Below are 15,243 nucleotides of genomic sequence, written 5' to 3'. Positions count from 1 at the left end.
ACTGTCTGGTACAATTCACGATCCGCATCTTCATCAGGACGAGCGATATAAGGCGGCAAAGGCATATGACCAATCTGCTCCAAAATGGTCAACACATCACGCTCATCATCAAAACGGATTTCAAACAACGTATCATGACGCGCCAGCATCGTTGCCTTAATGCTCTCCTCTTCACCGAGGATAAGTTCAGCGCCTTCTTTCGGTGCTTTGGAAGCCCGAACGTGAGCAAGTACTCGCTTATTATCCAGCATCCTTTCGACTAAAACTTCCAACTTTCCCCCCGTCGCTTTGCGGCCAAACAGGCGCGCAGGAATAACGCGGGTGTTATTGAAAACCAATAAATCTCCAGCTTCCAGCTTATCCAACACATCAGTAAAAACACCGTGCGCCAGCTTGCCTGTTTCACCATCAAGGGAAAGCAGGCGGCAAGCACTTCGCTGTGGCTGGGGATAGTGAGCAATCAGCTCTTCTGGCAGTTCAAATGTAAAATCAGCGACACGCATTTTATCTGTATCATTCAAAAAAACAGGCGGACTAGTCTAGTGCTGCAAGTGCAAGGGTGCAACAAAGAAGCATCGGGTTTAACTATTTACGCTGCATTCTTTGCGATATACTCTCACTATGAATTTTCTCGCACACCTTCATTTAGCTGCCTTAGCGGAAAGTTCCTTACTAGGGAATTTGATGGCAGATTTCGTCCGCGGCTCTCCAGAAGGCGCATTTCGTTCTGACATTGTAGCGGGTATCCGTATGCACCGTCGGGTAGATAGCCTGACGGACAAGCATCCGCTTGTCCTGGAAGCACGCAAATTATTTCGTCCCGAATATCGGCGCGTTGCCCCCATTACTCTTGATATCATCTGGGATCACTTTCTCTCGCGACATTGGGGCAAATTTGAAAAAAATTATTCCCTGCCCGAATTTGTCCACCTTGCCCGCAACACTATAGAACCTCAGCTTGCTTCAACCCCTGAAAAATTTCAGGAATTGAACAACTACCTCTGGTCACAAAATTTATTTATCCGTTATGCCGATATGTCATGCATCGCCAATGTCTTGCAGAGCATGGCTCGCAGGCGCCCCAAATTATCCGCACTGGGCGGCTCGTATCAGGATATAGAAAATCATTACCTTGATTTTGAAACACTATTTTGTCAGTTCTACCCAGAAATGATGACACTGGCAACAAATAAGCATCTATTTGAGTAGCAACTATCTTGAACTTTTCATAAATAGTTTTATCTTATGTAGTCTAAAAGGAATTAAAAACAGTTTATCGATAGGTAAAATCTATTATAACAATTGGTATTTTATCCTTTATTGCTATAACCTAATTCCTTATGCTGTAACCCGTTTTTACATAACACCTTTTAAAATCACAGGAGTCAATTATGGTTTTAGTAACCCGCCAAGCCCCTGACTTTACAGCTGCCGCAGTTCTCGGTAACGGTGAAATTGTTAATAACTTCAATCTGAAAAAACACCTGAATGGCCGTGCTGCTGTTATTTTCTTCTGGCCAATGGATTTCACTTTCGTTTGCCCTTCTGAGCTGATTGCTTTCGATCATCGCTATGAAGAATTCCAGAAACGTGGGGTTGAAGTTGTTGGTGTCTCCTTCGACTCTGAATTCGTTCACAACGCATGGCGTAAAACTCCAATCAGCGAAGGTGGCATTGGCGAAGTCAAATACCCAATGGTTGCTGACATCAAACGTGACATCATGAAAGCTTACGGCATTGAGCACCCAGAAGCAGGTGTTGCTCTGCGTGGTTCTTTCTTGATTGACAAAAATGGCGTTGTACGTCACCAAGTCGTTAACGATCTGCCACTGGGCCGTAACATCGATGAAATGCTGCGTATGGTTGACGCCCTGCAATTCCATGAAGAGCACGGCGAAGTTTGCCCTGCACAATGGGAGAAAGGCCAGGAAGGTATGGGCGCTTCACCGGAAGGCGTAGCAAAATACCTGACCAAAAACGCTGACAAGCTGTAATCCCGTTAGGATTCAATCTGTTCATAACTTTACGTTATGAAGCATTCCAAACCAGCCGCTCAATCGGCTGGTTTTTTACTTTCCAAAATCCTGAGCTTTCGATAAGGTAAATTACTTATTCGCAACAAAAGCACCACAAATACCCAAATCAATTAACAGTTGACCTATCCTCAGGAGAACAACACATGTTCAAGGCATGGAAAATACCACTTATCGCTGTATCCCTGCTCATTTCTACTCCTCTTTATTCTGCCACTGAGCCTGCGGTTGAAGCTAAACAAGGCATGGTTGTCAGCTCACAGCGCCTTGCTTCACAAGCTGGCATAGATATTCTCAAAATGGGTGGTAACGCCATTGATGCTGCTGTTGCCGTTGGATATGCCCAAGCCGTGGTTAATCCCTGCTGCGGCAATATTGGCGGTGGTGGCTTTATGACCATCCATCTCGCTAATGGAAAAGATACTTTCATCAATTTCCGTGAAACAGCCCCTGCCACGGCTAACGCTGATATGTATCTGGATAAAGATGGAAAAGTGATCAAAGGTGCCAGTCTGTATGGTTATAAAGCGATTGCTGTACCAGGTACAGTGATGGGATTTGAAGCGGCACGGAAAAAGTACGGCACATTAACTCGCGAACAAGTCATGGCACCCGCTATCAAGCTGGCGCGCGAAGGCTATATACTGACCCGTGGTGATACCGATATTTTGGATACCACAGTCAAACGTTTCGCTCAAGATCCAGAAGCTGCCCGTATTTTCCTGCGCAAGGATGGTACGCCATTCGAACCAGGGGATAGGCTCATCCAAACCGATTTAGCCAACACACTGGAAATGATTGCCAAACAGGGATCTGATGCTTTTTATCACGGCAAAATTCCCCAATTAGTTGCACAAGCATCAAAAAAATCAGGCGGAATTATTACTGCAGCCGATTTCGCCAATTACCACATCACAGAAACGACGCCTGTTACCTGTAGCTACCGAGGCTATAAGTTTATCTCTTCTCCACCTCCCAGCTCTGGCGGCGTGACGTTATGCGAGATATTAAACATCGTTGAAGGCTATGATCTTAAGTCTATGGGATTCAACTCTGCTGCTTATATTCATACATTGACAGAAGCCATGCGCCACGCCTATATGGATAGAAATACCTATCTGGGCGATCCGGCATTTATCAACAACCCACTTGATCGACTGTTGAGTAAAAGTTACGCCGAATCGATCAGAAAAGAGATTCAACCGAATAAAGCCACTCCATCGGTAAATATTCAGCCAGGCATTGGTTCCCATGAAAAACCGGAAACTACCCACTATTCCGTGGTAGATAAAGAAGGAAACGCAGTATCAACAACTTACACCATAAATGGACGCTTTGGTGCTGGGGTAATTGCCCCAGGAACAGGCTTTTTCCTCAACGATGAGATGGATGACTTCACAACTAAAGTCGGTGAGAAAAACCTGTATGGGCTAGTACAAGGTGCAACCAACTCAATCGCCCCTGGTAAGCGCCCACTATCATCAATGAGCCCAACACTTGTGACCAAAGATAATAAAATCTTCCTGGTGTTAGGTTCTCCAGGAGGCTCACGCATTATCTCCATTACTTTACAAACGGCGCTGAATATCATCGAATTCAACATGCCACCACAAGAAGCCGTCAATAGTCCACGGTTCCACCACCAATGGCTACCTGACGAAGTCTATTATGAGCAACGTGGTTTGTCGAAAGACACCCTAAACTTACTGGAAAAAATGGGCTACAAAATGGTGAAACAGACACCTTGGGGAGCAGCAGAATTAATTATGATTGGATTACCGGGGGCTGCTGGAGTGACTCCACAATCATCAGGCAATGATTCTGCTGTATCAGGTGTTGTCCGTGAGGGTTACATTTACGGTGCCAACGATGCACGACGACCTGCCGGTGCCGCCATTGGTTATTAATCCAGCATAAATCAACAAAAAAGGTGGGCTGTTTTCAGCAGCTCACCTTTATCATCTTATAACATCACTTATCCATGTTTATCATGAACAGACTTTATTCCTACTTTTCTTCAGCCCGCACTTCATACTTTGGGAGCTTTACGCCTCCTACGACGCGGTCATAAATAGCGCACACAACAACCGTCAGTAAAGTAGGCAGCAACCAAGCCAAACCTTGATCCGCTAATGGCAGATGCTTTGCCCACTCAGGCAGCAAATGGGACAGATACTCAGAAGCTTTTATTGCATCCAAAATCCCAAACAGCAAACTGACAGACATGGCAGGGGCCAAAATGCGGATGAAATTGTTCCACCAACGAATTGTAAAGCTCAATAATATCAGTGCGATACAGGGTGGATAAATGGCCGTCAGCACTGGAATTGAGATCTTAATCAAATGGCTTAAGCCCACGTTAGAAACCAGCATGGAGAATGTGCCTAAAATCAGTACCAGAGCACGATAAGATAATGGCAAATAACGGCAGAAAAATTCAGAGCAAGCACAAGTCAAACCGACAGCAGTCACCATACAAGCAATGAAAATCAGTATCGCGAGGAAGAAGCTGCCGTAGTTACCAAAAATATTTTGGACATAAGCGTGCAAAATCACAGCACCATTATCTGCGGTAGGCACTAATGTGCCACTACCTTCCCCAAGCTTGAACAAAGAGAGGTACACCAGTGTCAGGCCAAGACCAGCAATCAGGCCGGCCCACATAGCATAGCGCGTCAACAGGGAAGAAGCCTCAACTCCTCTGGAACGGGCTGCATTGACAATAACAATGCCGAATACCATTGCGGCCAGTGTATCCATTGTCAAATAGCCATTGACAAAGCCATTTGAGAACGGAATTTCCTGATAACTTTCAATAGCAGGAACAGAGCTACCTGCCGGCCACAACACCGCTGCAATTCCTAAAATGGCTAATGCTACGATTTTGATTGGAGCCAATATATGGCCAACACTATCCAGTAGTTTGCCCGGATATAATGAAATCAGCACCACGAGTGCAAAATAGATCACACTATAGATAAATAGAGGAAGATCACCTGTTCCGGTAAGTGGAGCAATACCCACTTCAAAAGAAACCGTGGCAGTCCTAGGGGTTGCAAACAGAGGGCCGACCGCTAAATAGCAGACAGTTGCCAAAATGAGACCCGCAGTTTTTCCAATCGGCGCACTGAGTGCTTCAATGCCCCCACCCACTTTTGCCAACGCAATGACAGTAATGACTGGCAAGCCAACAGCGGTTAGCAAAAAGCCGGCGGCTGAGATCCAAACGTTCTCTCCTGCCTGCAAGCCAACCATAGGCGGAAAAATAATATTTCCCGCACCAACAAACAAGGCAAAGGTCATAAAACCTAATGCCCAAATATCCTTAGATGATAAACGGTATGCCATAATGATTGTTAATGTATTATTGTCAAAAGAGATGCATCTGCGACAGTAACTATCGCAAGTACTTGAATTTTCACTGGCGAGACCGGATTCTGATTTAACAATCAGTGACCTGCATGATACTCACTGATAGTCGTAAGATACAGAATGATAGTAATAATAACAGCTAGAATCGCCAACAACTGCCCCCAAGTAAAACTTTTATAGCGCTAAAAGGCAAGCGGTAAACCAAAAACCAGAACAATATTCTGAACTGTTTTTTAAAATCAGTTATTATTGTTATCTATCATTGAATACACACTATATGATTTGTGTATTTTTTTATTCGCGCGTGTTTTTTGCTCACATCTGTCAATAAATCATTTTGTTATAAAACTATTTTTTAGCAGAAACAATAAGCTGAGACGCTAATAAAAAACTAAAAACTGAACCCTTTCCTAAAGTGCTCTCAATATCGAGATGGGTATTGTAGTGATGCAATGCATGTTTCACTATCGCCAAGCCTAACCCATTCCCCCCCGTCTGACGCGAACGGGCGCGATCAACACGATAAAAACGCTCAGTCAGGCGTGGCAAATGCTCCGCACTAATCCCACCCCCATTGTCTTTCACTGTGAACAACGCACCTTGGGAAACATTTCGCCAACTCACCTCAATCCTTGTGCCCGGAGAAGTATGTCTGATGGCATTATAAACAAGGTTGGTCATTGCACTGCGTAGTTGCTCTTCATTACCAAACACTTTCAGCTTTTCATCAATATCAAACACAATATCGTATTGCTCATTTCCCAAGGCCAACGCCTGCCGTTGTAATACCTCCAACAGGTTGGGAACATCCACAACTTCATTCATGTCCACTTGCGCCCCCCCTTCAATTTTGGAAAGATGCAGCAGTTGTTGCACCAAACCATCCATCCTTAGTATTTGTTCCCGCATCGTACCGATAACCTTTTGGTTCATCTTATTGTCGAACGCCTGATCTTCCATCATTTCCAGATAACCTTGCAGGACAGTGAGGGGGGTTAAGTTCATGACTTACATTGGCAAAAAAATCCCGTCTGGCATTTTCCAGCTGCCGTTTTTGGGTGATATCGCGTGCGACCATCAATAATTGCTTCTCAGAATAAGGCATAATGCGGAACTCCATCATATTGCCATTATTCAATTCGATGGACAGAGGGTGGGAAAAATCATTCGCGGTAATATAACGGCTAAAATCAGGGTAGCGAAGCAAGTTGAAAATATGCTGGCCATTATCCTCAGGCCAGCGGAACCCAAGTAAATGTTGTGCCAAGCGGTTACACCAAAAAATATTGCCTTCCGTGGTCATTATCACAATAGCATCCGGCAACGATTCAGCCCCACTACGAAAGCGTTTGATGAGTAATGCGAGTTCACGACGTCGTTTGCGATTGCGTTGTTGCAACTGATAAATACCATAAAAGATAGGTTCCCAGCCGCCACGACCGGCTGGCGGTAACATATTGCGATCCAACCATAACCAATCGGATAATTTCAGCAAATTATAGCCATGCCATACCAAAGCCAAAAATAGTGCGATAACCAACAGCCATGCCAAGTGACCGATAAAAAGAGACAAAATGACAGCGGGCAAGCAAAAAAGCACAAGCCCCCATACCAACTTTTTCCAAGATAAACGCTCAAGCACGCGACTTTACTCCAAACAGTCAATAGCGGGTAGAAAAACGATAACCTGTACCACGTACCGTCTGTACCATTCTGGCGTGATCCCCTATCTCCAACGCCTTACGCAAGCGTCGAATATGTACATCAACCGTACGATCTTCCACATAAACATTTGTTCCCCATACATAGTTGAGTAACTGTTCACGACTATAAACACGCTCAGGATGAGTCATAAAAAAGTGGAGAAGTTTGAATTCAGTTGGCCCCATTTCCAAATCTTGTCCATGACTGGAAACACGGTGGGATGATGGATCAAGAACCAATCCATCCATATCAATAGAGTCTTCCAACGCTACAGGTGAAATGCGACGCAAAACAGCCTTAATCCTGGCAATCAATTCCTTAGGTGAAAAAGGTTTCGTGATATAGTCATCTGCACCGACATCTAAACCACGTACCCGATCTTCTTCTTCCACCCGAGCCGTAACCATAATGACAGGGATCGCCTTAGCGTTATTATCCCGCTTCATTTGCCGGATAAGTTGTATCCCTGAACCGCCTGGCAACATCCAGTCCAATAATACCAAATCAGGATAAGGCTCAGACAAACGTCTTATTGCTGTATCATAATCTTCGGCTTCAATGGCTTCATAACCGTTTTGTTCCAGTGCAAAACACACCATTTCACGAATCGGCACTTCATCTTCAACTACCAAAATGCGTTTAACCATGGTTAATTCCGTTAATATCATTAAGGCTAGTGACTTTTACTGCAAATATTATGCGTCAATTTTATGACACTTTTATGAAAATCCTTATTTCTCAATTAACAAGATACAAACTGGTTCCCAAAGAAAATCTTGCATCTTTGTTATATTTCACTACGGATGCGAAGCAGCTCGAAAATTCAGTAAAGGAAATCGAATTGCACAGGACATCCCTCACACTGCCATTATAATTAGCACCTGCAACAGATAAGAAAAGCATTCAAGCAACGGCGGGAAAATCATGCGAATTATTCACACATCTGACTGGCATCTTGGCCAATATTTCTTTACTAAAAGCCGTGCCGCTGAACATAAACACTTTTTACAATGGTTGATTGAAAAAATCGTGCAGCATCAGGTTGACGCATTGCTTATTGCCGGCGATATTTTTGATACCGGTTCTCCTCCCAGTTATGCACGTGAACTTTATAACCAATTTATTGTGACCCTACAGCCCACAGGCTGCCAACTTGTCATTCTCGGTGGAAACCATGATTCCGTCGCCACACTCAATGAATCTAAATCCCTGCTTTCTTACCTGAATACTACTGTCATTACCCATGCTGAACCCGAAGATATAACACAGCAGATAAAGATCCTGAATAACAGAGAAGGTCATGCAGGAGCGATCCTCTGTGCCATTCCCTATCTGCGTCCACGGGATATCATCACCAGCCAGGCGGGGCAATCAGGCGCTCAAAAACAGCAGGCCCTACAAGATGCCATCACCAAACACTACCATAGTCTCTACCAGCAAGCCTGTGCATTACGGGAACAGTTCGGCCAGCCATTACCAATTATTGCCACTGGTCACCTCACTACGGTGGGTGCTTCCACAACAGATTCCGTTCGCGATATTTACATTGGCACATTAGAAGCCTTCCCCGCTCAATCATTTCCGCCTGCTGACTATATTGCCCTGGGGCATATTCACCGCCCGCAAGTCATCGGTAAATCAGAGCATATCCGCTACAGCGGTTCCCCTATTCCACTCAGTTTTGACGAAGTGGGACAGGAGAAAAGTGTCTGCTTGGTGGATTTTAAATCAGGCAAACTCGATAACATCACACTGTTACCGATCCCACATTATCAGCCAATGCAACTTATTCGCGGTAATTTGAAACAAATCGAAGGGCAATTACACTCTTTTAGGGAATATCAAGGAGAACGCCCGGTTTGGCTGGATATTGAAGTCGCAACTCAAGACTATCTGCCCGATATCCAAAAACGCATTCAGGCCCTAAGTGAAAGCCTGCCTGTCGAGATCATCCTGCTACGCCGCAGCAAAAGCACTCGCCAACTGTCACTGTCTGCACAAAATAAAGAAACCCTTACTGAACTGAGCGTCAATGAGGTCTTTGAACGTCGTTTAGCGCTGGCAGAAATCGACGATCCCGCGCAAAAACAACGCCTAACCACCCTGTTTAAACAAACGCTGGATGATATTTCTCAGCAATAACTTGAAGAGAACACGCCATGAAAATTCTTAGCTTACGGCTGAAAAATATCAATTCCCTGCAAGGTGAATGGAAAATAGACTTTACGGCAGAACCCTTTGCCAGTAATGGATTGTTTGCCATTACCGGCGCAACAGGTGCAGGAAAAACCTCCTTATTGGATGCTATTTGCCTCGCCCTTTATCATGAAACGCCAAGGCTCAACACCATTTCAGTCTCACAAAATGAGCTAATGACCCGTCATACCGCAGAGTGCCTTGCTGAAGTAGAGTTTGAAGTCAAAAGTATTGTCTATCGGGCATTTTGGAGTCAGCGTCGTGCTCGCAACCAGGCAAATGGCAAACTCCAACCCCCAAAAGGAGAATTGGCTCTCAAAAAAGGGGGAAAAATTCTGGCTGATAAAATTCCAGAGAAAAAAGAAAAAATTGCCGAAATAACTGGACTGGATTTTAGCCGTTTTACTAAATCCATGCTTTTGTCACAGGGAAACTTTGCCGCATTTTTAAATGCACAGGATAAAGACAGGGCCGATCTACTGGAAGAGCTAACCGGTACAGAAATTTACGGCATTCTTTCCCAGGAAATTTATCAACGCCATAAAGAGGCACAATCAAAACTGAATATCCAACAGGCCAAAGCCTCTTCCATTGAATTACTCACGCAAGAGCAACAACAGGCATACCAAAACCAGCAACAACAACTTATTGCAGAAGAAACCCAACTCAGCCAACACATGAAGGCATTACAAACTGCCGATCAGTGGTTGTTGCGCCGGAATGAACTACAGCAATCACTGATCAACAATGCTTCACTTTTGCAACAAACTGAGCAAGCTATTCAAGAAGCACAACCTCAGTTACAACAGCTAACAGCTAGCGAGCCAGCTGAAAAAATTCGTTCATTGTGGGATGCACAAAACCGAGCTATTCATGAAAAACAGCGGCTCACGGAGCAACGCACTAAAATAGAACACGAACGCCGACAACAACTGGCAATGTTACAACCTGCCGAACAACAACTAACACTGCTGGAAAAAAAGCGAGAAGAGCACCAACAGCATCAAAATCAACAAGAAAAGCTCATCTCAGAGCAGATTATGCCGCTCGATCATAAAATTGATATTCAATCCAAAGATCTACTGAAACTTGGACAAGAGATCGCAGAACAAGAGCGCGATCTCACAGAGATTTTATCCCAATACCAAGCTACACAGGATCGAACGGTAACCTTAAATAGTGAACAAAAGGCATTGGAGTCCTACTATGAGCAGCATCCTTATTACTGCAATTTGGACAGCAAACTGCCTGAATGGAAACAACTATTCACTCGCCAAAAAGAGCGACAAGAAAAAATAAATCAGCTTACTCAAAGCACCCAACAAATTACCTCAAAGCTTGCCCATACGACCCATTATTTACATACCTTAAATGCAGAATTAGCCAAACAACAAGAACAGAGCCGAACACTGCATAACAACCTTGCCGCTGCTGCAAACCAACTCACAACTTTGCAGCAAAAGCATCCATTGGAACAATTGCAGAAAAATTTAGAAAATTACCAGAAACAATTGGTGTCACAAAACCAACTGGAGATTTTGCTTCCGCAGAGCCAGCAGTTACAAACCGCGCTCTCAGCCGATCAAAACCAATTAAACCAATCTCAAGCATGGGTAAAAGCCTTACCTGATCAGATCGCAATCCTCAAGCAACAGTTGGCAGATAAGCAGCAACATTATGACGATCTCAACAATCGAATTCGTTTGGAACAACGGATAGTCAGCCTGGAAAAAGAACGGGCACAATTAAAAGAAGGGGAATCTTGTCCACTTTGTGGTTCTACTCACCATCCTTTAATCAACGAATACCAGGATATTGCCTTACCACATTCAGAAGCGCGCCTGAGAACCTTGCGCCAACAGATTGATCAACTGCAAGAAAAGTGTACAACCCTACAGCAGAAGCATCAGCTTCAACAACAACATAGTGAGCAATTGCAGCAAAATATTGCACAATACAATGCTAAATTAACAGAATTAGTTAAACAGTGGGAATACCATTGCCAGCAATTGCAAGCTACCGAATTACCGATGGAGGCAGAGGCGGTTAATCACTTTATCAGTCAGCGACAATCTGCTTATCACCAATACCAGGCTCAACAAGAAGCACTTTCACAGGCAGAGAAAAACTATCAAGCAGCCGAAAAAGCACTTGCTGCTAACCGAGAACACTACCAATCTTGTGAAAAAAATATTGAATTGGAAAAATTCAAACAGGATTCAGCCCAAAAACAATTAGCAGAAAAGACGGCAGAGGCTCAACAACTAGAGGCTGACTACGCGACGACAGCACAACAATTAAACACGCAATTACGGCCGACACCGTTCATACTTCCTGCCCCTGATGAAACAGAAAACTGGCTACAACAGCGTGAACAAGAATTAAAAAACTACCACGATTCACGGGAGAAATTGCTACAGCTACAAAAAGAACAAGCAGCCTTGCAAAGCAAACTAGGTGAACTAAACAAACAAAAAAATAAGCTTTCCATTCATCTCCATGCTTTGAATGAACAGCAACAACAACAAATGCAGTTATTGGAACAAACACGTCAGGAACGCCATCATTTATTTGGCGAACAATCTATTATTACCGTTCGTCAGGCTTTGCAACAAAAAACCCATGAGTTGGAAGACATCTACAAACAGGCCGTTTTCCATCTGCAAACACTGCAAAACAAAATGAGCCAACTAATCGGTGCCGCCAGTGAAATAGAAAAAAGCCACACCACCGCCGAAGCAAACTACAAACTTGCTGTCAGCCATTTCCAGACAGGCTTAGAACAGCAAGGCTTTCCTGATCAATCATCCTTTGAACATGCCTTGTTAGAACCGGAACAGCGGGAAAAGTTACAACAATTACAAGAAAAACTTGAACAACAACAATTGCAAGACAAAACACGCCATCATGAATCAGAAGTGGCCTTACAACGACATACGGAAACACAGCCGCAATTGCTTAACCAATATGAACCTCAACAATTATCCGCCCTATTGACTGACGTTACGGCTAAGTTGAAACACAACAACCAACAACAAGGTGAAGTCAGAACCCTATTGAACAGTGATGCAATTCGCCGCCAACACCAACAGGAGTTACTGGCACATATCTCACGCTTACAGCAAACATATGATGATTGGAGTTATCTTAATAATCTCATTGGTTCTGCCGATGGCGCTAAGTTCCGCCGTTTTGCCCAAGGCCTGACATTGGATCATCTCGTGCATCTGGCAAATATCCGATTAGAAAAACTACATAGCCGTTACTACTTGCAACGCAAAGATGACAGCGGGTTGGAATTACAAGTCGTTGACACCTGGCAAGCGGAAGCCATGAGGGATACCAAAACACTTTCTGGAGGAGAAAGTTTTCTTGTCAGCCTGGCTCTTGCCCTCGCCTTGTCTGATCTAGTGAGTAACAAGACACAAATAGAATCCCTGTTTCTTGATGAAGGATTTGGCACGCTTGATCCTGAAACCCTGGATATCGCTTTGGATGCACTGGAACACCTTAATGCATCAGGAAAAACTATCGGAGTCATTAGCCATGTAGACGCATTAAAAGAACGAATTCCTGTTCAAATAAAAGTAGAAAAAAAGAATGGATTAGGGTTCAGTCAATTATCGGCTGAATTTCGGGTTTAAACATGGAAATCAAATAGTAACAATCACATTGATACAAAACATCCTGAATATGGAGCCTCGCTTTACCTGCCCGTAAAACACTACAATAAACTATGGAGAGCCTGCTTAAGCAGGCTCTTTAATTTAGTGCTTAAGCACATAAAGATCTTTCGTTGATATTCTCCCCAAAAGATCAGCGTAATAACCACCAATATAAGGCTTAACCAATATCGCAGTAACATAGTAATAAACGGGAATAATCGGCGTATCTTTTGTCATAAGATCGAGTGCATGTTGAAAATCTTCTTGTTTATTTGTTTCTCCTGCTTTACGAATCCAATTATCGAAGTCTTTATTAGAATAAAATGAGGTATTATTGGTTTGATTTGTTGTAAATATATTAAAAAAAGCCATCGGATTATTATAATCGCCAACCCATCCACCTCTAACGACATCAAATTTCCCTTGATGTTCGTTCTCCAGCATCACTTTCCACTCTTCAGTTTGTATATTGGCAATGACACCGAGATTCTTTTTCCACATCGAGGTTGCAGCAATAGCAACTTTTTTATGTAAATTTGATGAGTTGTAAACCAAATTAAATTTAAGGGGATTATTTTTATTAAAGCCCGCTTCGTTCAATAATTGTTTGGCTTTTTCATTTCGTTGATTTTGTGTCCATGATGCATAATCAGGTTGTTTAAATTTAAAACCACCAATTCCAGGAGGTAAAATTGTGTACGCAGGTATTTGCCCTTGAGCAAGGACTTTATTAGCAATGATATTTCTATCCAACGCAAGACCTAGTGCTTGTCGGATCCTACTGTCTTTAAACAGTGGTTTTTTATTATTAAACTCATAATAATATGTGCTGAGTATCGGTGAAATATAAACTTGTGAATTCATATTTTTCTTTAATGAGGCAAACGATTCTAATGGTATCGTAAATGTAATATCTATTTCTCCAGCCAGATAACGGTTTAAATCTGATGTATCTGATGAAAGTGGAAGATAAGTGACTTTATTAATAGCGGTATTTTTATTATCCCAATAATAAGGATTTCTTACACCAACAATTTTTTCATTCACTTTCCACTCTGCTAATTTAAATGCACCACTAGAAACAAAAAATTCAGGCTGAGTCCATTTATCCCCATATTTTTCAACTACTTTTTCGCTAATCGGAGCCGCAATATTGAATGCCAGCATCTGTAAAAAGTACCCAACCGGTTTTTCTAACTTGACCTCCAATGTCGAATCATCCAAGGCTTTAACACCAAGCTCCTCCACTTTTTTCTTTCCGGCTAAAATATCTTTGGCATTAACCACTGAAGCATCAACAAAATAGCTGCCATATGGAGAAAGTGTTTTAGGATTTGTCAGCCGTCGCCAGCTAAAAACAACATCATGAGCGGTAATCGGTGTACCATCAGACCATTTGATTCCCTTCCTTAAATGGAAAATCCACGTTTTATTATCCTTAGTTTCCCAGCTTGCAGCCAGTCTAGGTATGATCTGGCCTTGTTTATCCATTCCCACTAACGTATCAAAAAAATCATTGATAATGTTTAATGCAATATTACCTTCAACTTTATCGACATCCAGTGATGCAGGTTCGGCACCATTATTACGAACAATCTCTTGTTTTTCCGCCAATTGTGTATCAGGTGGAATAACTGCAGCATAAGACAGTGTTGTACTACCCAATATCATACTTATAGAAAAAATTAATGTTTTAACCGTTTTTTTGCTGATTTGATTTAACATATCATGTCTCCCCATAGCTGTGCTGTAATTATTTATTCTTTGTCCTTTATTTTAAATCCATGTTACAGAATGACATGCTATTTATTACTCAACAAATCATTTAGTGCAACAATAATAAAATTTTCAAATACTGTATTTATAGCTATGTATTTATACACAATAGTTTTCAAATTTCAGCATATACCAATCCAACCTCAAATTGCAGCTTGTAAATCAATGTGATTATTTATATCTTCCCGCTACGCGGGAAGATATAAGACGCATTTTGAAAGGCGATTGGTATATACTAATTTAACTTCAAGATGCATGTGATTTCTCCCCCACGAAGCGGGGAAAAATCAGGTTTCATAGCGTGTTGTAAATTGCAACTTGAAGTTTAATGCATATAGAGGCAAAAAAGGTGATGAATAGGACTTGATCTCAGAAACTCAAATGACAATATTGATGCATCAATTCAAGGAATTATTCCTGGGTTAGTGTCAGATGGGTTCTCATGATCTAACTTGAATAATAAACAAACATCTCAAATGATGACGAGTATCATTTAT

9 protein-coding genes and 1 pseudogene are annotated in these 15,243 nt (G+C 42.6%); 5 read left to right on the top strand and 5 right to left on the bottom strand.

Features of this window, described 5'->3' with window-relative positions; translation table 11 throughout:
• Positions 1-503 (bottom strand): S-adenosylmethionine:tRNA ribosyltransferase-isomerase (locus AAC853_RS15080; protein WP_340615024.1); only part of this gene is annotated, 503 nt, incomplete at its 3' end.
• A 118-nt stretch (positions 504-621) separates the two neighbouring features.
• Between AAC853_RS15080 and AAC853_RS15075 the strand changes: the two genes are divergently transcribed.
• From AAC853_RS15075 to ggt, 3 genes are all read left to right on the top strand, one after another.
• Complete coding sequence (locus AAC853_RS15075; protein ID WP_340615023.1) at positions 622-1,209, top strand: acyl carrier protein phosphodiesterase; 588 nt, start codon at positions 622-624, stop codon at positions 1,207-1,209.
• A 182-nt stretch (positions 1,210-1,391) separates the two neighbouring features.
• Positions 1,392-1,994, top strand: coding sequence for a peroxiredoxin C (locus AAC853_RS15070; RefSeq protein WP_273559137.1), 603 nt, complete (start codon positions 1,392-1,394; stop codon positions 1,992-1,994).
• Positions 1,995-2,179: 185 nt separating this feature from the next.
• Positions 2,180-3,940, top strand: a complete 1,761-nt coding sequence (gene ggt, locus AAC853_RS15065; protein ID WP_340615022.1) for a gamma-glutamyltransferase — start codon at positions 2,180-2,182, stop codon at positions 3,938-3,940.
• A 100-nt stretch (positions 3,941-4,040) separates the two neighbouring features.
• Here the strand turns inward: ggt and brnQ are convergent, their stop codons facing one another.
• The 3 genes and pseudogenes from brnQ to phoB all read right to left on the bottom strand — a co-directional run bounded on the left by brnQ (position 4,041) and on the right by phoB (position 7,756).
• A complete protein-coding gene (brnQ, locus tag AAC853_RS15060; RefSeq protein WP_340615021.1) occupies positions 4,041-5,381 on the bottom strand; it encodes a branched-chain amino acid transport system II carrier protein in 1,341 nt (446 codons plus the stop codon).
• 372 nt (positions 5,382-5,753) lie between these two features.
• Positions 5,754-7,047 (bottom strand): annotated as a pseudogene (phoR, locus tag AAC853_RS15055) (phosphate regulon sensor histidine kinase PhoR).
• A gap of 19 nt (positions 7,048-7,066) precedes the next feature.
• Complete coding sequence (phoB, locus tag AAC853_RS15050) at positions 7,067-7,756, bottom strand: phosphate regulon transcriptional regulator PhoB (protein WP_338883279.1); 690 nt, start codon at positions 7,754-7,756, stop codon at positions 7,067-7,069.
• Between the two features lie 277 nt (positions 7,757-8,033).
• Between phoB and sbcD the strand changes: the two genes are divergently transcribed.
• Both sbcD and AAC853_RS15040 read left to right on the top strand, forming a co-directional pair.
• Positions 8,034-9,251 carry an exonuclease subunit SbcD gene (gene sbcD / locus AAC853_RS15045; RefSeq protein ID WP_340615020.1) on the top strand — a complete coding sequence of 406 codons (1,218 nt, stop codon included), beginning with the start codon at positions 8,034-8,036 and terminating at the stop codon, positions 9,249-9,251.
• Positions 9,252-9,268: 17 nt separating this feature from the next.
• Positions 9,269-12,949 carry an SbcC/MukB-like Walker B domain-containing protein gene (locus AAC853_RS15040; protein ID WP_340615019.1) on the top strand — a complete coding sequence of 1,227 codons (3,681 nt, stop codon included), beginning with the start codon at positions 9,269-9,271 and terminating at the stop codon, positions 12,947-12,949.
• 123 nt (positions 12,950-13,072) lie between these two features.
• Here the strand turns inward: AAC853_RS15040 and AAC853_RS15035 are convergent, their stop codons facing one another.
• Positions 13,073-14,695 (bottom strand): ABC transporter substrate-binding protein, encoded by a 1,623-nt coding sequence (locus tag AAC853_RS15035; protein ID WP_340615018.1) that lies wholly within the window; start codon positions 14,693-14,695, stop codon positions 13,073-13,075.
• Positions 14,696-15,243 lie beyond the last annotated feature (548 nt).

It is taken from the genome of Xenorhabdus thailandensis (assembly GCF_037996785.1).
In the GTDB taxonomy this organism is placed as follows: Bacteria; Pseudomonadota; Gammaproteobacteria; order Enterobacterales; family Enterobacteriaceae; genus Xenorhabdus; species Xenorhabdus griffiniae.
Note: the sequence above shows the minus strand (reverse complement) of the source record. Positions and strands in the feature narration are given on the sequence as shown.